The sequence below is a fragment of the uncultured Roseibium sp. genome (assembly GCF_963675095.2).
GTDB lineage: Bacteria > Pseudomonadota > Alphaproteobacteria > Rhizobiales > Stappiaceae > Roseibium.
Genome location: NZ_CAXXSJ010000064.1, coordinates 1 through 18000 on the forward strand (window position 1 = coordinate 1; position 18000 = coordinate 18000).

At 63.5% G+C, this 18000-nt stretch carries 16 protein-coding genes and 4 pseudogenes; 2 read left to right on the forward strand and 18 right to left on the reverse strand.

Annotation, left to right across the window (positions count from 1 at the left end; translation table 11 throughout):
- Window positions 1–803, forward strand: an 803-nt coding sequence (locus ABIN98_RS25680) for a branched-chain amino acid ABC transporter permease (RefSeq protein WP_346914538.1), incomplete at its 5' end; no start/stop codon positions are given.
- Between the two features lie 8 nt (window positions 804–811).
- On the opposite strand, the pseudogene ABIN98_RS25685 reads toward ABIN98_RS25680, so the two are convergent.
- From ABIN98_RS25685 to ABIN98_RS25745, 13 genes and pseudogenes are all read right to left on the reverse strand, one after another.
- Window positions 812–982, reverse strand: a pseudogene (locus ABIN98_RS25685) (SDR family oxidoreductase); the annotation flags it as partial.
- Window positions 961–1212 carry an SDR family NAD(P)-dependent oxidoreductase gene (locus tag ABIN98_RS25690; RefSeq protein WP_346914540.1) on the reverse strand — a complete coding sequence of 84 codons (252 nt, stop codon included), beginning with the start codon at window positions 1210–1212 and terminating at the stop codon, window positions 961–963. The gene ABIN98_RS25690 and the pseudogene ABIN98_RS25685, both read right to left, overlap by 22 nt.
- A 22-nt stretch (window positions 1213–1234) precedes the next feature.
- Window positions 1235–1615: pseudogene (locus tag ABIN98_RS25695) on the reverse strand (SDR family NAD(P)-dependent oxidoreductase); the annotation flags it as partial.
- A 10-nt stretch (window positions 1616–1625) separates the two neighbouring features.
- Window positions 1626–1968, reverse strand: a pseudogene (locus tag ABIN98_RS25700) (amidohydrolase family protein).
- An 85-nt stretch (window positions 1969–2053) separates the two neighbouring features.
- Window positions 2054–2305 (reverse strand): annotated as a pseudogene (locus ABIN98_RS25705) (hypothetical protein); the annotation flags it as partial.
- A complete protein-coding gene (locus ABIN98_RS25710) occupies window positions 2242–2502 on the reverse strand; it encodes a hypothetical protein (protein WP_346914544.1) in 261 nt (86 codons plus the stop codon). The pseudogene ABIN98_RS25705 and the gene ABIN98_RS25710, both read right to left, overlap by 64 nt.
- 45 nt (window positions 2503–2547) lie before the next feature.
- Window positions 2548–3030, reverse strand: a complete 483-nt coding sequence (locus ABIN98_RS25715; protein WP_346914570.1) for a carboxymuconolactone decarboxylase family protein — start codon at window positions 3028–3030, stop codon at window positions 2548–2550.
- A 63-nt stretch (window positions 3031–3093) separates the two neighbouring features.
- Window positions 3094–3759, reverse strand: a complete 666-nt coding sequence (locus tag ABIN98_RS25720) for a glutathione S-transferase family protein (RefSeq protein WP_346914546.1) — start codon at window positions 3757–3759, stop codon at window positions 3094–3096.
- Between the two features lie 10 nt (window positions 3760–3769).
- Window positions 3770–5080, reverse strand: coding sequence for a TRAP transporter large permease (locus tag ABIN98_RS25725; RefSeq protein WP_346914548.1), 1311 nt, complete (start codon window positions 5078–5080; stop codon window positions 3770–3772).
- On the reverse strand, window positions 5077–5595 hold the full coding sequence (locus ABIN98_RS25730) for a TRAP transporter small permease (protein ID WP_346914550.1): 519 nt from the start codon (window positions 5593–5595) through the stop codon (window positions 5077–5079). Before ABIN98_RS25730 ends, ABIN98_RS25725 begins: the two co-directional genes overlap by 4 nt.
- A 111-nt stretch (window positions 5596–5706) precedes the next feature.
- Complete coding sequence (locus tag ABIN98_RS25735; protein WP_346914552.1) at window positions 5707–6735, reverse strand: C4-dicarboxylate TRAP transporter substrate-binding protein; 1029 nt, start codon at window positions 6733–6735, stop codon at window positions 5707–5709.
- 155 nt (window positions 6736–6890) lie between these two features.
- On the reverse strand, window positions 6891–7814 hold the full coding sequence (locus ABIN98_RS25740) for a LysR family transcriptional regulator (RefSeq protein WP_346914554.1): 924 nt from the start codon (window positions 7812–7814) through the stop codon (window positions 6891–6893).
- A gap of 45 nt (window positions 7815–7859) precedes the next feature.
- Window positions 7860–8324, reverse strand: a complete 465-nt coding sequence (locus ABIN98_RS25745; protein ID WP_394701619.1) for a MarR family winged helix-turn-helix transcriptional regulator — start codon at window positions 8322–8324, stop codon at window positions 7860–7862.
- Between the two features lie 195 nt (window positions 8325–8519).
- On the opposite strand from ABIN98_RS25745, the gene ABIN98_RS25750 reads away from it, so the two are divergent.
- Entirely contained in the window at window positions 8520–10454 is a 1935-nt protein-coding gene (locus tag ABIN98_RS25750; protein WP_346914558.1) for an FAD-binding monooxygenase, read from the forward strand.
- A 184-nt stretch (window positions 10455–10638) separates the two neighbouring features.
- Here the strand turns inward: ABIN98_RS25750 and hypF are convergent, their stop codons facing one another.
- The 5 genes from hypF to ABIN98_RS25775 form a co-directional block, all read right to left on the reverse strand.
- The gene (hypF, locus tag ABIN98_RS25755) at window positions 10639–12972 is read right to left on the reverse strand and encodes a carbamoyltransferase HypF (protein WP_346914560.1); all 2334 of its coding nucleotides are present in this window, start codon (window positions 12970–12972) and stop codon (window positions 10639–10641) included.
- A gap of 7 nt (window positions 12973–12979) precedes the next feature.
- On the reverse strand, window positions 12980–14431 hold the full coding sequence (locus ABIN98_RS25760; protein WP_346914562.1) for a nickel-dependent hydrogenase large subunit: 1452 nt from the start codon (window positions 14429–14431) through the stop codon (window positions 12980–12982).
- Complete coding sequence (locus ABIN98_RS25765; protein WP_394701618.1) at window positions 14431–15447, reverse strand: HupU protein; 1017 nt, start codon at window positions 15445–15447, stop codon at window positions 14431–14433. Before ABIN98_RS25765 ends, ABIN98_RS25760 begins: the two co-directional genes overlap by 1 nt.
- Window positions 15437–16807 carry an ATP-binding protein gene (locus tag ABIN98_RS25770; protein WP_346914566.1) on the reverse strand — a complete coding sequence of 457 codons (1371 nt, stop codon included), beginning with the start codon at window positions 16805–16807 and terminating at the stop codon, window positions 15437–15439. Before ABIN98_RS25770 ends, ABIN98_RS25765 begins: the two co-directional genes overlap by 11 nt.
- Before the next feature lie 12 nt (window positions 16808–16819).
- Window positions 16820–18000: sigma-54 dependent transcriptional regulator (locus ABIN98_RS25775; protein ID WP_346914568.1), on the reverse strand; the 1181-nt coding region annotated here is incomplete at its 5' end.

Here is an 18000-nt window from a genome sequence, read left to right on the forward strand (position 1 = left end):
TGGGCCAGCACGCCTTCGTCGGCATCGGCGCCTATGCCTTCTTCGGTTTTCTGGTTCTGCTTGGGGTCGACCCGTATCTGTCGGTGCTGCTGGCCGGTGTGGTGTCGCTGATCTTCGCGATCCCCGTCATGGGGCTGATCTTCCGCCTGCGCGCCGGTTATCTGGCGGTCGGCAGCTGGGTGGTCGCCGAGACGCTGATGCTCGCCGCCGGCAAGCTGTCGGCCTTCGGCGGCGGATCGGGCAAGAGCATGCCGGTTTCCTTCGTGAAATCCTTCGGCGCCTCGACCCCAGACCGCTACGCCAATGTCTATTGGTTGGCCTTCGCGCTGCTGGCCGCCGCGTTCCTGTCGACCTGGTATCTGCTGCGCTCGCGGATCGGCGTCGGCCTGACGGCCATGCGTGACGACGAGGAAGGGGCAGGGGCCATCGGCGTCAATCTGCGCCGCGCCCGGGTGCTTTGCTTCTTGTGGGTCGCACCGTTCCTCGGTATGGCCGGGGCCATCATCACCATGCAGAAGCTCCGGGTGGCGCCGCCGGCCTCGTTCAGCATTCTCGACTGGACGGTCTATATCATCTTCATCGTCGTCATCGGCGGTGTCGGCAGCTTCGAGGGGCCGATCATCGGCACCATCGTGTTCTTCCTGATCCGGGAGTTCCTGAATGACTTGGGCGTCTGGCACCTGATCATTCTGGGCGTGATCTCCATCGGGGTGATCCTGGTCGAGCCGAAGGGGATCTGGGGCCTGCTGCGCCGTTTCGTTCCGGGCGACCTCATTCCGGTCGGGCACAAGCCCCGCCGCTAAGAGACAACTCAATCACATCGGGCCGTCATGCCACCGTCGACGACGATCTCCGTGCCGGTAATGAAGCGGGCCTCGTCGGAGGCGAGGAACAGTGCGGCATTGGCCGTGTCCCGGCCGTCGCCCATGAAGCCGAGCGGGATCCGGGCAAGGCGGCTTTTCAAGAGGGCATCGGACATCGCCGCCGGCGCGCTGGCCGGCCAGGCGGGCCTCGACCATGGGCGTGTGCAACTGACCGGGTACGACCGTGTTCACCCGGATGCCGCGCGCCGCATATTCGACCGCGACCCACCTTGGAAAACTGGATCACGCCGGCCTTGGTGGCCGCATAGGCCGACTGGGCGGCGCCGGTCCAGCGCAGGCCCGATGTCGACGAGGTGTTGACGATGGCACCCTCGCCCTGACCTTCCATGACCGGCAGCACGTTTTTTGCAGGTGAGGAATACGCTTTTCAGGTTGAAATCAACCTGCCGGTCCCAGACCTCCTCGGGCATTTCCACCGGTCCGCCCTTGGCAGAACCACCGACATTGTTGACCAGAATATCGACGCGACCGAAGCGTTCGACGCAGGCCTTGACCATTTCGGTCACGGCCCAGCCATCGGTTATATCGCAGATATGGCCGGTGATCTCGCCGCCGGCGGCTTCCGTCCGCTCGATGGTTTCCTTCAGCGCATCCGGATTGAGGTCGACCGCGAAGATCTTCGCGCCTTCCTCGGCAAAGCGGACGGAGACCGCCCGGCCATTGCCCCATCCCGGGCCGACGCAGCCCGCACCGGTGACGATCGCGACCCTGTCCTGAAGCCGTCCGGTCATGGTTCTTTCCTCAAATCTCGAAACGGTAGAAACGCATCGGGTTGTCGACCAGCAGGGCCTGCTGGAGCTCTTTTGTCGGAGCGATTTCGGGGATCAGATCGACCAGATCGCCGTCGTCCGGCGGCAGGCTGCGGAAATTCGGATGGGGCCAGTCGGTGCCCCAGAGCACGCGATCCGGGGAAACTCTCGACCAGCTTGCGGGCAAAGGGAACCGCATCCGCGTAAGGGGCGTCCTGGCGCGAGGCCCGTTCCGAGCCGGACACCTTGACCAGGATATGCTTGCTTCTCATCAGCCACAGGAGCGTCTCGAACGGGGGCTGATCCAGCCCTAGCGAGGCATCGATGCGGCCCATGTGGTCGATGACGACCGGCACGCCTTGCCTTGGCGAGCACCGGCGCCTTTTCGGCGATCAACTCGCTGTCCATGTGTATCTGAAGATGCCAGTCGAACCGGGCAAGCCGGTCGGCGAGCCTCAGGAGCTCGTCGTTGGAGGCACCACCCTTCAGGTGGGCCATGTAGTTGAAACGGATGCCGCGGAAGCCGAGAGCGTGATGGCGGGCAATCTCGTCGTCGGAGACATCGGCCGGCAGCAGGGCCACCCCGAGGTATCTGCCGTGACGCGCGGCTAATCGCATCCGCAGCCGCCGAATTGGTCGAAGCCGTGCACGCCGGACTGGACCACGACGCATCGTTCGATGCCGATCATGTCATGCAGCGCGAACAGCTTTTCCTTCGGCGCATCGCCCGGCTGCAACTTGCTTTCAGGCGCATAGGGAAACCGCGCTCCCGGGCCGAAGACATGACAATGGGTGTCACAGGCGCCGGCGGGCATGGCGAAGGACGGTTTGTGCGGGGCGGTGTGATAGGTGATGGGAGCCGTGTTCATGACTGGCCTCATTTTGTATGGGGACGGGTTTCCTGGCGGACGCGGCTATTCAAGATCCGGCGCCTGCCCGTCGGGCGGTGGAACCTCGAACACGTTGATGGTCATGGAGATCAGGGTGTAGTAGCCGAGGAGACCGGTCAGATCGACGACGGCGTCCTTGCCGAGGACGTCGATCGCCCGCTTGTAAACCTCGTTTGTCACCTTGCGCTGCGTGTGCAGCATCACCGAAAACGCGTAGACGCTGGCCTGGTCCGCCTGCTCAAACACCGGCTCGCCTCCGGTGCGGATGGCTTCCACGATGTCCGGAGCGATCCCGGCCTTCAGGGCGATCGGCTTGTGCGCAGCCCATTCATATTCCGACATCCATACCCTGGCCGTCGCCAGGATTGCCAGTTCCGACAGGCGCGGCGGCAGGCTGGTGTCATAACGGCAATAGCGTCCGAGCGCCTGGGCACGGTCGGCCAGTTCCGGCCGATTGAGCCAGACGGCCAGCGGACCGCGGACACCGCCGCGCGGGCCGGACGCGATTGCGTCGTAGACTTCCTTCTGGCGCGGTGTGGAACGCGTCCGGGTCCAATGGCGGAAGCCGGGTCATGAGGTCACCTCGTCCGGCCGGCGCGTATGGTTGAAGGCAGGTTCGCTGGAAGCAAAGCGGTTGAGCCACGTGACCAGTTCGGGATACCGGCTGCGCCATTCCACAGGCTTGCGCCAGTCGAGATAGCCGAGCGCGCAGGCCAGGCTGATGGAGACGATGTCGGTGTGGGTCGGGTCCGGTAGATCCGCACTTATTGCGGTCAATCCCCGTTCCACCTTTCCGCGCTGGTGGGCGAGCCAGATGTCGGAAACCTGTTCCGGGTCGCGGAACCGGCTTTCATAGACCATCAGCAGGGCGGCATCGGCGATGCCGTCTGCCAGGGTCGCCCTGGTGAGCGTCCTTGCCCGTTCTTCTGCTTGCGCGGGGATGAGCCTGTTCCGGCCGGACCACTGATCGAGAAACTCGATGATGACGCGGCTGTCATAGATCGCCGTCCCGTCTTCAAGGAGAAGACAGGGCATCTTGCCGAGCGGGTTCTGCAGCCGAAGGCTGTCCGTCTCGCTGCGTGTATCCGCCGGCTCAAGTGCGATCAGGTCCGAGAGGCCGAGCACTTCCATCGCGATACGAACCTTGCGGCCGAAGGGCGAGGTCAGCGTCGAGCGTAGAGTCCTGGGGGCCAGATCGTGTTCGGTGCCGCTGGTTCGGGAAGCGTTCAGGTTCATGTCGGCCTCCTCACTTCATCGTCTGCGGCAGGAACAGGGCGATCTGCGGGAAGACGCAGAGCAGCACCAGCATGACGAAGCCCGCGAGTACGAAGGGAACGAGGCCCTTGAAAACGTCCTCGAGACGGACCCGGCCGTCCGAAGCTGCCTGGACGACGAAACAGTTGATGCCGACGGGTGGCGTCACCGCACCGATCTCGACCAACAACACCACGAAGACACCGAACCAGATCGGGTCGAACCCGAGCTTCATCATCACCGGATGGGTGATCGGCAGGGTGATCGCCAGAAGGGCAGGGGCATCCATCATCATGCCGAGGACCAGATAGATCCCGACAATGATCGCGACGACGACCCAGCGGTTGACATCGAGGGTCGTCAGAAAGCCGCCGAGGGCATTGGCGACGCCGCTGAGGGCCAGGAATTTCGAAAAGACCAGTGCACAGATGATGATCGCGAAGATCATGGCCGAGGTGCGGATGGTGTCCATGAGGGTCTTGGTCAGCCGCACGCCTTTCAGGCCCCGCTGGCGGATGACGGCAAGGATCAGCGTCAGACCTGCGCCGATGCCGCCTGCTTCCGTCGGGGTGAAAATGCCGAGGTAGAGCCCGGCGATGATGCAGACGATGACCAGGACGAGCGGTCCCGCGAGACGCAGCGAATAGAGCTTTTCGGGCAGGGTCGCATCGGTCTTGATCGGCGGGGCCAGGGCCGGATTGCGCAGCACCGTGACATAGGTGGCAAAGCAGAGGATCACGGCGAAGACGAGGCCGGGGATGACACCGGCGATCAGAAGTCCGCCGATGCTGGAATCCGTCAGGATGCCGTAGACGACGACCAGTGCACTCGGCGGGATCATGACGGCAAGCGTGCCTGCGATTGCGATGGACGCGGAAGCGAGGCGCTTGTCGTAACCGCGCGACAGCATTTCCGGAAGGGCCAGTTTGGTGAAGACCGTCGCCGTGCCGACGCTCGATCCGGACGCCGCGCCGAAGGCGGCGGCACCGATGGTGGTGGAGATGGCAAGCCCGCCCTTCAGGTTTCCGAGCCACTTGCTTGCCGCCTCGAACATGTCTTCGCCGAGGCCGGCGCGCATGGCGAAGAAGCCCATCAGCAGGAACAGGGGGATGACGCTGAAATGAAAGCTGTGGGTGGTGTCGAAGAACACCGTCGACAACATCGCGGTCGCGCCTTTCACCCCGACGATGGAAGCAAGGCCGGCCGCGCCGACCGCGCCGAGCGCGACCATGACGTTCACGCCGAGAAGGATGGCGGCAAAGAGCGCGCAGACACCGATAAAGCCGATTTCGAGACCGGTCATTGTGAGGCAAGCTCCTCGATGTGCTCCCCGCCGATCAGCTCGCGGACAAATCCCAGGACGTACTGGATCGCGAGCAGGATCAGGCCGAAGAACACCATGAATTTTACGGGATAGAGCGGATAGCGGATCGCGCCCCATTGTTGTTCGTTGATTGCGAAGGACTTCAGGGCGTAGCCCCAGGCGGCCTGGGAACACCAGGCAAAGAAAACAGCACCCAGCGCCAGCGCGAACAGGCGGGCCAGCTTCTGCAGACCGTGGGGCAGCCGCTGGGTGAGCAGGACCACCTGGATATGCCCGCCTTCATATTGCGTCAGGGCGAGGGACAGGAAGATCAGCACGGTCAGCATGGACTCGGTGACCTCGAAAGCGCCTGCGACCGGCGCATTGAACAGGAAGCGGGATATGGCGTTGGCGATCACCAGAAGCATCATTGCAAAGGTGGTGTAGCCGGCAACAAACCCGCATGCGTAAAGAAACCTGCCGTAGCCACGCCAGATCCGTTCGAACAACGGCATCGTTGATCTCTCCGTCAGAACTCCGCACCCGCCGGCACTATGCCGCGTGCGGGGAAGACCCGGGGGCAGTCAGCCTGTCCCCGGAGGTTGGATAGTGGTCTTGTCCGGATCTCAGAAGCTCAGTTCGGAGACGATCTCGTCGGCCGGAACGCCGGCGGCCTTCGCGCGGTCGATCCATTCCTTGCGGACATTCTGGATACGTTCATCGCTGATCACCGCGGTGAGTTCCTCCTTGGGGAACTGGATGACCTCGACGCCTTTCTCAGGCCATCCGGCGCGGACCATGGCGATGGTCTTGTCCAGTTCGTCGGCATAGGCCTTGGAATAATCCTTGCCGAGCTGATCGACCACGGCACGGGTTTCCTCGTCCATGCCGTTATAGCTGTCGAGGTTCATCGCGATCAGGTGACCGAAGGAGGCTCCGAGCGGGATCTCGATGTAGTATTTGGCCACTTCATCATATTTCCAGCCATGGGCGAGAGCCGGGCCGATCGGGGTGCAGTCGAGGATGTTGCGCTCCAGAGCTTCATAGGCTTCCGAGGTCGCGATGGAGACCGGCGTTGCGCCGAGCGCTTCCACCAGGGCCGGATAGGCAAAGCCATAAGTCCGGATCCGCTTGCCTTTCAGGTCGGCGGCTGAGCGCACCGCCGAGGTGCACAGCAGGCCGTAGCTTTCCAGCGGACGGTAGCCGATGGCCTTCAGGTTCTGGCTCTCCAGTTCCTGGCCGAACTGCGGGTATTTCTTGTGCCATTCTTCCATCATCGCGGAAATTTCGATGGTCGATTTGGGCTGGGGAATGAAGAAGCCGACGGCATTGTTCAGCGGGAACTTGTCGGGGAAATACGGAGTGACGATGTCGCCGAAGTCGCCCACGCCGGCGGCAAGCGATTCCGGGATTTCACGGGTCTTGGCGACGCTGCCGCCCCAGAAGACCTCGATCTCGTGCTTGCCGTCGGTGCGCTTCTTGAACTCGTCGACAAACCACTGGGTCGAGATCGACTGGGCGTCACCGGCGCCCTGGGGTTTGAACGTGATCCACTTGTAGGTGTCTGCGTGTGCCTGCGATACGATGCTCGCTGCAAAAAGGCTCACGGCGAGGGCTGCGGATCCGAAGACCCCGCGGCGGGAAAGTCCAGTCATGTTTCCTCCCACGGCGTTGTCGATCAACGCCTGATTTTGGCTCATCCGGGCGCGCCCTGTGGCGCAGGCCCCTGTGACGGTTTCGATTAAAAGGAAACTCGGAACCATAATTCAAATATAATAAAAGAATAAACTCCATGCCTTTTCGGCATAGGTCATCTCCAGATGCCGTCGGCGACCAGTTCCTGCACCACGTCGCGGATCAGTTCCTCGATGACGGCCAGGGTTCTCTTGCGGCTCTGGTCGGTGCGCATGGCGACGCACAGGGTCCAGAGAATTTCCGGATCCTGGATCGGCACGGCTTCCAGAACACCCTGTTGCACCTCGGAAATGATCGCGCCGTAGGTCAGGATGGTGAAGCCGTGGCCGTATTTCACCAGCGACTTGGTGTGACCGATGCCGTCCGACCGGGTGACGATGTTCAGCGGGATGTTGAGCTGCTCCGCATGGCCGTCGATCAGGATCCGGAGAAAGTTGGGCCGGCTCGGCATGACCAGCGGATAGCTGCCCGCTTCGGCCAGGGAATAACTCGGCTTCGTCAGCGTGCCGGTCTTTCCCACGAGACAGAGATGTTCCACCAGCAGTTCGCTGATATGGATATCGTCTCTCGGGGCGGGATCGTGCATGACCGCGACGCCGATCTCGTTGTTGGCAAGCTTCCGCTCCAAGTCGCCGCTGAAGCCCTCCACGAAGCGGAGCTCGATATCCGGGTAGCGTTCCTTGCTTCGTTCCAGCAGGCGCGGCGCGATGAATTCGCCCGGGGTCGGCGGCATGCCGACCGAAACGACGCCGCCCAGGTGGCTCGACTGGATGGTCACGTCGTGGTGGGTCTGCTGGATCTGGTTGAAGATCAGATAGGCGCGCCGGAGCAGGATCTCACCGGCTTCCGTCAGTTCCGTACCGCGGGCATGGCGCTCGAACAGCTGGACCTTGAGATCGTCTTCCAGCCGCTTGATCTGACGGCTCAGGGCAGGCTGGGCGATGCGCAGGCGGGTGGCCGCGCGGGTGAAGCTCTTTTCCTCCGCGACGCAGACGAAATACCGCAGGGCCCTCAGTTCAATCTGCCAATCGCCGTTCATTCCGATTGTCTATCACAGGTTCGGCTGGAGATGTTGCCGGACTTTCTACCGGTCGTTTTCGGTCCCGGCTTTCGCCGCCTTGAGCGGGGCGCGACTGAGGTCGTTCAGGGCGGACGTCGCCTTCTCCAGGAGGCGCATGAACTCGGCTTGTTCGGGTTCGCTCAGGCCGCTCAGCATGATCTTCTGGGTTTCCAGAACGGCCGGCTGGATCTTTTCCAGAGCGGCGCGGCCTTCCCTTGTGATTTCCAGGACACGGGCGCGGCGGTCCGTCTCGCTGACCTGGCGGGAGAGAAAGCCCTTCTGCACCAGACGGTCGACCACGCCGGTGATGGTTGTGCGGTCGTAGGCGATCAGGCCGGCAAGGGTCGCCTGGTCGATGCCCGGATGGGTGTTGACCTTGGACAGGGCCGCATATTGGACAGACGTCAGATCGAAGCCGGCCGCGCCGACTTCCGCATGAAAGATCGCGACTGAGATCTGCTGCAACCGGCGGATCAGGTGCCCCGGCATTTCCTCGATTTGTTGCACAGCCGTCTCCAAAAATCGGCTTGACGAATTGACAAGCCATAAATAGTAAGCATACTGATCATCAGTATACGGACTATATAGTCCGCAGGAAAGGTTTTGTTTGAGCAAGGCTGGAACAAAGTCAAGCCCGGCGCCGGACGGACGCTGTTGCGCCGGAAAATTTGGAGGAAACGCCCAATGCAATTTCATCTCAACGGTTTCACCACCGGCGATCCGGAAGTCTCCCCGCAGACCGAGGATGCCGCATACCTGGCGAATTCGGACCCGCTTCCCGACGAAGTCGATGTACTGATCGCCGGCTGTGGTCCGGCCGGTTTGGCGCTGGCAGCCCAGCTCTCCAAGTTTCCGGACATCAAGACCCGGATCGTCGAGCCGAAAGCGGGTCCGCTCACCCACGGCCAGGCGGACGGCATCGCGTGCCGGACGATGGAAATGTTCCAGGCCTTCAATTTTGCCGAAAAGGTCGCCAAGGAAGCCTGCTGGATTTCCGAGGTCACCTTCTGGACGCCGGACGAAGCCGACAGCACGAAGATCTCCCGCAGCGATCGCATTCAGGATGTCGAGGACGGCTTGTCGGAATTCCCGCATGTGGTGCTGAACCAGGCACGCGTCCACGACAACTACCTGGACGTGATGCTCAATTCGCCGAACCGCCTGGTGCCGAACTACTCGCGCAAGGTGACGGATGTGAAGGTCGCCAACGGCGGCTCCAACGATGCCTATCCGGTCACCGTGACCCTGGAGCGTGTGGATGACGCCCACAAGGGCGAGATCGAAACGGTAAAGGCCAAATACGTGGTCGGCTGTGACGGCGCGCGCAGCGCCGTGCGAACCGCGATGGGCCGTTCGCTCAAGGGAGAAGCGGCGCACCAGGCCTGGGGCGTGATGGATATTCTCGCCGAGACCGATTACCCGGATATCCGTATGAAGTCGGTGATCCAGTCGGCCGATGAGGGCAGCATCCTGATCATTCCGCGCGAGGGCGGATATCTGTTCCGCGTCTATGTGGAGCTCGACAAGCTCGCCGAAGACGAGCGCGTGGCATCCAAGAACATCACTCTCGACTACCTCGTCGATGCCGCCAACCGGATCATGAGCCCTTACAAGCTCGACGTGAAGGAAGCCGCCTGGTGGTCGGTCTATGAAATCGGTCACCGCATCTGCGACAAGTTCGATGACGTGCCGGCCGAAGACGTGGCCACCCGCCTGCCGCATGTGTTCATCGCCGGCGACGCCTGCCACACCCACAGCCCGAAGATGGGCCAGGGCATGAACGTCTCCATGCAGGACACCTTCAATCTCGGATGGAAACTCGCCTATGTGCTTCAGGGCCGCTCGGCGCCTGAACTGCTGCACACCTATTCCGCCGAACGCAAGGCGATCGCACAGGACCTGATCGACTTCGACAGCGCCTGGGCAAGGGTGCTGAGCACGCCGGTCAAGTCCGCCGAAAATCCGGACGGGCTCGAGCCGGCCGAAGTCCGCAAGCACTTCCAGCAGATCGGCCGCTATACGGCGGGCGTTGCGACCGTCTACACGCCGTCGGTGCTGACCGGCGAATCCACGTACCAGGATCTGGCGAAAGGCTTCACGATCGGTTCGCGCTTCCATTCCGCGCCGGTGATCCGGCTCGGCGATGCCAAGCCGATGCATCTGGGTCATACGGTGGAGGCCGACGGCCGCTGGCGCATCTTTGCCTTCGGCAACAGGGAAGACCCGACGGGGTCGTCCTCGAAGATCCGCGCCCTGTGCGACTTCCTGGAAAAGTCCCCGGACTCACCGGTGGTCAAATACACCGCCAAAGGCGCCGACCTCGACAGCGCGATCGACGTCCGTGCCGTGTTCCAGCAGTACTTCCGTGATCTGGAACTGGAAGCCATGCCGTCGATGCTCCTGCCGAAAAAAGGCAGGTACCAGCTGACCGACCGCGAGAAAATGTTCTGCGCCGATGTGAAGAGCGGCAACGACATTTTCGACATGCGCGGCATCGACCGGGACAAGGGCTGCATCGTCGTCGTCCGTCCGGACCAGTACATCGCCCATGTCCTGCCGCTCGACGGATATCAGGACCTCGCCGCCCTGTTCGACGGGTTTTTGCTGCCGCGGAATTGACGGTTCGGTAGTGGCGGTCGGCAGTTGACCGCCATTTACCTGTCCCATTGGGAGAGGTCGGAGCGAAGCTCCGGGTGAGGGGTTTCAAACTCTCCGTATCCCTCAGACTTTGTATCCCCTCACCCTAACCCTCTCCCCCAGAAACTAGAATATGGGGAGAGGGGACTTGGGCAGAGATTCCGTTTTACCTCTCGCTTAATGCCCCGATGACGGCCTGGCCCAAAGCCAGGCCGCCGTCGTTTGCGGGGACGTGGCGGTGGGACAGGACGTCGAGCCCCTTGCGCTGAAGTTGGTCCGTCAGTCCTTCGTGCAGGATCTGGTTCTGCAGGACGCCGCCGGAGAGGACGACGCGCCGGACACCGCAGGAGGCGCCGATTGTCGCCACGGCCTCCGTCAGGCCGTGGATCAGGGCGAGATGAAACCGCGCGGCGATGCGGCCGGTGTCCGTGCCTGACGCCAGGTCGGCAAGGAAGGCGCGCCACAACGGTTCCCACGATATCGATGTTTGTTCTCCGGGCTCGATCGCAATCGGATAGGGTGCTTCACTGCTGAAGTGCGGCCGGGCGAGGCATTCCAGGACCGTGCCGGCGTGTCCCTCGAAACCCTGCCGGTCGAAGCAGATGCCGAGGGCGGCAGCGACGGCGTCGAACAGGCGGCCGGCGGAGGAGGACAGCGGCGCGTTGAGGCTGGAGGTGATCATCTTGTCGATGACCGGCAGTTGCTTTGCCCGCAATGCGTCGGCCAATTGGCCGACGGGCACTAAGGTCAGATAGTCCGGTCCGAAGGCGGCGCTCAGATGGGCGACCAGGTTCCGCCACGGCTCCCGGATCGCCTTGGCGCCTCCGGGCAGGGCTACGGGAAGGAAATGGCCCTTACGCTCGAAACCCCGATAGCCGCCGAGCAGGATTTCTCCGCCCCAGATGGTGCCGTCGCTGCCAAGGCCGAGGCCGTCCAGAATGAGGCCGAGGGAAAGATCCTCGCCCGGCGCGACGCCGTTGTCGGCAAGGCAGGCGGCCAGATGTGCGTGATGGTGCTGGACGGGGACGATACGGGCGCCGGTTTCGCGGCCTAGCGCCTCGCCCCACTGGGCCGACAGGTAATCCGGATGGCAATCGACGGCGATGATCTCCGGATCATGGCGGAACATCTGCCGGTAGAGCGCAAGGGTCCGGCGGTATTCCGCATGGGTGGCGGCCTCTTCCAGATCGCCGAGGTGCTGGGACAGGATCGCCTGACCGTCCTTCAACAAACAGAAGGTGGATTTCAACTCGCCGCCCATGGCGAGCACCGGCGGTGCATCTCGGAATGCGTCGGGAAGCACCAGCGGTGCCGGGGCAAAGCCGCGGGCGCGGCGCAGAATCTGCGGACCGGGCCCATCGATCCGCACGACGGAATCGTCGAGCCGGTTCACGATCTCCCGGTTATGCATCAGCCAGAGATCGGCAATGTCGCCAAGCCGGGTCCGGGCATCGTCATTGTCGATCGCCTGGGGTTCGTCGGAAAGATTGCCCGATGTGAAGACCAGTGGTCCGTCGACGGCGGTAAGCAGGTCGTGATGCAAGGGCGTGTAGGGAAGCATGAAGCCGAGCCGGTCCTGCCCCGGAGCCAAAGAGGGTGCGAGAGAGGTGGCGAGCGGGTCCCCGTGAACTTCGAGCAGCACGATCGGGGCGGCGGCGCTTAAGAGCTGGGCTTCTTCTGCTTCCGAGACCCGGCAATACTTCCGGATCTCCGACAGGTCTGCTGCCATCAAGGCCAGCGGCTTGACCGGGCGCCGCTTGCGCCGGCGTAGTTCGGCTACGGCTGTCTCATCAAGCGCGTCGCAGGCCAGATGAAAGCCGCCAATGCCCTTGATCGCTGCGATCTGACCCCGGCCGATCCGGCGGGCGGTTTCCAGCAAGGGATCGGCGCACTCGACGATGCCGGTCTTATCCTCCAGCCACAGCCTGGGGCCGCAGACCGGACAGGCGTTCGGCTGGGCGTGGAAGCGCCGGTCGGCCGGGTCTTCATATTCTGACCCACAGGCCTCGCACATGGGGAACGCGTCCATGGAGGTGTTGGCCCGGTCATAGGGAATGGCGCGCACGATCGAAAGCCGCGGGCCGCAATGGGTGCAGTTGGTGAAGGCGTAGCCGAAGCGCCGGTTGTCGGGGTCGCGGATATCGGCGAGGCAGGCCGGGCAGGTGGCCGCGTCGGGGACGATCCCGGTCGAGATGGTGCTGCTAACGCTTTTGACGATCTCAAAGGTTGTGCCGGGCAAGGGCTCCAACAGGTCCGTGAAGGTGATGCTGTCGATGCGGGCGAGCGGCGGGGCTTCGGCCCTGATGGCAGCGAGAAACCGGTCGAGCCGGTCCGCCTCCGCCCAGGCGTCGATTTCGACTCCTTCACCGTCGTTGCGGACGGAGCCGGCAATCCCGTGGTCCTTGGCAAGACGCCAGACATGGGGGCGGAAGCCGACGCCCTGCACAAGTCCCTTTATCCTGATGCGCCGGCCGGTCCGTTCTGCCGTCTCGGATCTCATGACGGCCTCAATGCACCGTGCAGACGAGGCAGGGATCGAAGGAGCGGACGATGTGCTGGACGGCGACCGGCTCGGTTTCGCCGGGACGCACAGGCGCGCCGGCGAGCGCCTGTTCCAGCGCACCGGGGACGCCGTTTTCGTCCCGGGGCGAGAAGTTCCAGGTGGTCGGCGCGATGATCTGGTAATTGGCGATCCGGCCCTTCTCGATCCGCAGCCAGTGGCCGAGCGATCCACGCGCGGCTTCCGTCAGGCCAATGCCTTCGCCCGTCTCCGGCAGCTGACCGTGGGCGATGAAGGGTTCTCCAGGTACCAGATCGTTGGCCCATTGCTCCATGGCGATCACGACCATGGCGATCTCCAGAACCCGAGCCACGACGCGGGTGTAGACATTGCCGCCGGAGGCGGCGACAAGATCGCGGATCAGCGGATGACCATGAACGAGCTGGCGTGCCAGCGCGCCGACTTCGACCACGTCTCCGCCGAGCCGGGGCGCCTTGCACCAGCTGTAGGCCTCGGTTCTCTCCGCATCCGGCTGGGTTGCGCCTTCGAAGGGTGCCTGCGGTCCGTTCGGGTCGGCATACCAGGCGTGGCTCAGGTCTTCGGTGATCTGCTGCGGGTCGAGCTTGCCCGGAGCGCCGTTGACGAAAAGGCCGCGATCGAACAGGGGTGCGCTTTCCGTTCCATAGGAGCCAAAGCTCATGTAGCGGCCGGTGGAAGGCCCGAGGGCTGCCAGATCCAGAGCCTGCGCATAATGCAGGAAGCGGCGGAAGTCGCTGCTGGTGGCTGATTTCTCGCTCGCCCAGGCGGCAAGCTCGTCCGTTGATGTCAGCCCGGCGATCCGTTCAAGCCTGTCACCGTAAAGATGGCGTTCCAGGAACCGCCGGAAGGCGGCGAGGATTGCGGCAAGGCGCGCAACTTCTCCTGCCGCCACCGAGCGGGTCGAGCCGCCGGGTTGGACGGTGAGCGTGTGCGGCCACTTGCCGGCGAGCAGGCCGAGAACATGCATGAATTGCGCGCGGGCTGGCAGCATGTCCTGCGCCGCCGTGCCCTTGATGGCGGTGAAGCGGTCGCGGGCGTCGTCGTACCAGCTTTCGGAAGCGTACACTTCGCGAGCGAAGTCCGGCATGAAGAACAGGTAGAAATGGGTCAGGTGGTCGGCGACGTTTTCCGTCGCGTGGATCAGGTTGACCGCCCGCTCACCATTCGCCGGCATGCCGAGACCCATGGCATCCGACAGGGCTTTGGCCGCGGCGACGGATTGGGACACGGAACAGATGCCGCAGATGCGCGGCGCATAGACCAGGGCGTCGAACGGGGCCTTGCCGACCAGGATCCGTTCGAAGCCCCGGTAAAGCGGCGAGACCACCTGCGCCTGACGGACCGCGCCGTCCTGAATGTCGAGCCTGACTTCCAGGTCGCCTTCCACGCGGTTGAACGGTCCAACAATCAGACGAGACATCAGCTTTTCTTTTGTTTATCGACGGGGGGCTGGCGGAAATGATCGGCGACGGCGTTTTCCTTCAGCCGCTTCGGGGTCGCCGCCTTGGACAGGGAGGCAAGGGCCACGAACCAGGCCTTGGGCATGTCCGTCGGCAGGCCGACCGGGATGCCGGAAATCTTCGGCGTCTCGGTGAAGCCATGGCCCGGTTCCTCGAAGCCGGGCGCGGTGCAGTTGATGCAGGGGTAATTGCCGTCGAGACACGACCCGGCGCCGTTCCAGGCGCGCATGTTGCAGTCAGCCCGGGCCTGGGTGCCCTTGCAGCCGAGGTTCTCCATCATGCAGCCCAGGTCGCACAGGCGCTCCGCGCTTGCCTTGAACTCGTAGAACTCGTTGCGGGCGCAGCCGTGGTGGACCAGATGCATGGTGTAGGACAGGGGCCGCTCCCACTCGTCGATGTCGCGCGTCGTAAAGCGGCCGGCGGCGATCTGGTGCAGGGTTTCCGTCAGCCAGCCGGGGTGGATCGGACAGCCGGCGACATTAATCACCGGCAAACCGGCGGTGGAGCGGAAATCCGGCCCAAGCAGTCCGCCGGGCTTGCGTCCGTCATAGGCAAGGCCGCAGGCATCGACCTCGTTGGTGCCCGCAGCCGTGATGCCGCCGTAGGCCGCGCAGCTTCCCACGGCAATGACATAGCGGGCTTTCTTCGCCAGCGCCTCGACCCAGTCCATCACCGGACGGTCGGTTCCCGCCATGATGTGGAATTTCCCGGTGCCGTTCGGACCGCGCATGACGGATCCTTCGAGGCACAGGATATCGAGCGGCTCGGAGCCGTCGGAGATCCGTTCCATCAGGTCGACGACCTGCGAGCCACTCGACACGCTGAGCGAAGGATGCCACAGCACCTCGATATTGGCGGCCTCCAGCACCGTCACCAGATCGGGCGCTTCCGCGCCAAGCAGGGACAGCGAACAGCCGCCGCAGCCGCCGGACTGGAGCCAGAACAGGCGGACTGGCTTTTTACCGTCAGACTTCATTTCTGACATCCGCAGGGACCCTCAGGATGAATTCTGCACCGCCCTCCGGCCGGTTCTCGACGGACAGTTGGCCGCCCTGTTTGGCCGCCATGTTGTAGCTGACATAGAGCCCGAGACCGGTACCGGAGCCGATCGGCTTGGTGGTGAAGAACGGTTCGAAAATTTTGTCGCGGTGGGCATCGGCGATGCCGGTTCCGTTGTCGGCGACCCGGATGACGATGTCGTCGCCCTGGCGCTCGCCGGAAATGACGATTTCCCCGTCGGGCCGGCCATCGAGCACATCGGCAGCGTTCTGCACCAGGTTGACCAGGATCTGGTGCATCTGTCCCTTGCGACCGGTCATGTCGAGACGGTCCGGCAGTTCCAGCCGCAGTTCCGTCTTTACCCGCTGCGCCTTGATCACCCAATCGGCGGCGGTGCGGATCAGCCGGACCACGTTGAACTCTTCCGGCTGTTCCTGCTGGTTGGAGGAAAAGCGGCGCAGTTCCTGGACGATGTCGCGCACCCGTTCCGCGCCCTCCAGGGTGCCGTCGACCAGCGGGCCGATGTCACGCAGGACCTGGTCGATCTTCAGATCCTTGCGCAGGGCCTTCATTTCGTCCCGGGTCTTTTCCTCGTCGCAGGCGGTCAGGTAGCGGGTAATCGCAGCGCCGTAGCGCTTCAGCGCATACATGTTGCCGAAGACGAAACTGATCGGATTGTTGAGTTCATGGGCGACGCCGGCGACGAGCCGGCCGAGGGCGGCCATTTTCTCCGAGACGAACAACTGCTGCTGGGTGCGGGTGAGTTTTTCCTGAGCGGCGTCGAGATCGCGATAGGCGCGTTTCAATTCGCCGACGGGCCGGCCGACCAGCACCATTCCGACGAGGCGGCCGCGATGATCGTGCCGGGCGGTGCAGATGGTCGAGATCAGGGCGTTCTGGCTGTCGGTCGCCGCCAGCGAGACGTCGCGCTGGGACACCTTTCCTCCGGTGCGCAGGGCCTGCAGAAAACCGGTGACCGCGTCTTTCGATTTTTCCTGAAACAGCTCGGCGATCGGCCGGCCGATCAGCGTCCGCTCCTTCTTGCCGACGATGGCCTCGAGAGCCGGATTGACCTGCTGGATCCGGCCTTCCGTATCGCAGGCGACCAGCACGTCGGTCATGGCGCCGAGAACGGAGCCGATGAAGTCCTGGGCTTCCTCCAGGCGGGCGTTCTGTTCTTCCAGGGCCGTCTGGGAATCGACGAGATCGGTATAGACCTCGTCCATCTTCTGGATCACCTCGATCCAGACGTTGTCTCCGGTGCCATCGATCGCGCCGCTCAGTTTCGGCACGACGAGGTCGAGGGCAGCATGACTTCCTGTTGGACGCGTCACCATGTTCCTATCCAGCTAGCCGGTTGCCCTGCGTGCAGACGGCAGCGGCTTGATCTTTTCCAGCTCGTAACGTTCCAGCTTGCTGCGAAGGCCGACCCGTGACAAGCCCAGTTCGCGCGCCGCCTTGGACTTGTTCCAGCGGTTGCGGATCAGCGTCTCGCGGATGATGCGGCTTTCCACCTGGGCCACCCGGTCCTTGAGGGTGCCTTCCAGATCGTCGAGCATGTCGGTCTCGTCCTGATCCTGGCTGCGATCGGCGCGCAGGATGTGGCGGGACAGGAGATCGGCGCCGAGCAAGGTGTCCTGCTTGCCCATGACGAGCATCTGCTGGATCTCGTTCTGCAGCTCGCGCACGTTGCCGGGCCAGCGATATCCCTGCATGCACTCAAGTGCCTCGTCGGAGAAACCCTCCACCTGCTTGCCGAGATGATCCATGGCGCGGGACAGAAGCGCCCTGGCGAGCACCGGAATGTCACCGCGCCGGTCCTTCAGGTCCGGCATGCGGATCACCATACCGGCGAGGCGGTAATAGAGATCGGCGCGGAACCGGCCGGCCTTGACCTCGTCTTCCAGGTCCTTGTTGGTGGCGGCAATCACCCGGATATCGACCTTGCGCGTTTTGGCGCTGCCGACGGGCCTGATTTCGCCTTCCTGGAGAACGCGCAGCAGCTTGACCTGGAAGGCCGGCGAGACTTCGCCGATCTCGTCGAGAAAGACGCTGCCGCCGCTTGCCCGTTCGAACAGGCCGACGTGATCTTCGACCGCGCCGGTAAAGGCGCCGCGCTTGTGGCCGAAGAGTTCGCTTTCCAGCAACTGGTCGGGCAACGCGCCGCAGTTTTCCACCACGAAGGGCTTGTTCCAGCGCAGCGAGCCGTAATGCAGGGCGCGTGCCGCCAGTTCCTTGCCCGTACCGGAGGAACCGCACAGCAGCACCGGCACATCGTAAGGCGCGACCTGGCGCAAGGTCGCGCAGACATCGTTCATCGGGCTCGCCTTGCCGCGGATGATGCCGTCGTCGAAATCGTAATCCTTGCGCAGGGTCTCACGGCGTTCAGAGACGACCTTGCGCGCGCCGGACGGCGACATTTTAAGTTCGATCGCCAGCAGCTCGTTTTCGCGCTGAAGCGCGTAGAGGCGGCAGGCGTTCTGCAGGGTCAGGATCAGGTTTTCCGGATGCCAGGGCTTGGTGATGTACT

What these genes read in the sequence shown, in the direction of transcription:
- ABIN98_RS25690 (WP_346914540.1), bottom strand. Translation starts at nt 1,212, where the DNA reads ATGGAAGGTCAGGGCGAGGGTGCCATCGTCAACACCTCGTCGACATCG.
- ABIN98_RS25710 (WP_346914544.1), bottom strand. Translation starts at nt 2,502, where the DNA reads ATGAACACGGCTCCCATCACCTATCACACCGCCCCGCACAAACCGTCC.
- ABIN98_RS25720 (WP_346914546.1), bottom strand. Translation starts at nt 3,759, where the DNA reads ATGAACCTGAACGCTTCCCGAACCAGCGGCACCGAACACGATCTGGCC.
- ABIN98_RS25725 (WP_346914548.1), bottom strand. Translation starts at nt 5,080, where the DNA reads ATGACCGGTCTCGAAATCGGCTTTATCGGTGTCTGCGCGCTCTTTGCC.
- ABIN98_RS25730 (WP_346914550.1), bottom strand. Translation starts at nt 5,595, where the DNA reads ATGCCGTTGTTCGAACGGATCTGGCGTGGCTACGGCAGGTTTCTTTAC.
- ABIN98_RS25735 (WP_346914552.1), bottom strand. Translation starts at nt 6,735, where the DNA reads ATGACTGGACTTTCCCGCCGCGGGGTCTTCGGATCCGCAGCCCTCGCC.
- ABIN98_RS25740 (WP_346914554.1), bottom strand. Translation starts at nt 7,814, where the DNA reads ATGAACGGCGATTGGCAGATTGAACTGAGGGCCCTGCGGTATTTCGTC.
- ABIN98_RS25745 (WP_394701619.1), bottom strand. Translation starts at nt 8,324, where the DNA reads ATGCCGGGGCACCTGATCCGCCGGTTGCAGCAGATCTCAGTCGCGATC.
- ABIN98_RS25750 (WP_346914558.1), top strand. Translation starts at nt 8,520, where the DNA reads ATGCAATTTCATCTCAACGGTTTCACCACCGGCGATCCGGAAGTCTCC.
- hypF (WP_346914560.1), bottom strand. Translation starts at nt 12,972, where the DNA reads ATGAGATCCGAGACGGCAGAACGGACCGGCCGGCGCATCAGGATAAAG.
- ABIN98_RS25760 (WP_346914562.1), bottom strand. Translation starts at nt 14,431, where the DNA reads ATGTCTCGTCTGATTGTTGGACCGTTCAACCGCGTGGAAGGCGACCTG.
- ABIN98_RS25765 (WP_394701618.1), bottom strand. Translation starts at nt 15,447, where the DNA reads ATGAAGTCTGACGGTAAAAAGCCAGTCCGCCTGTTCTGGCTCCAGTCC.
- ABIN98_RS25770 (WP_346914566.1), bottom strand. Translation starts at nt 16,807, where the DNA reads ATGGTGACGCGTCCAACAGGAAGTCATGCTGCCCTCGACCTCGTCGTG.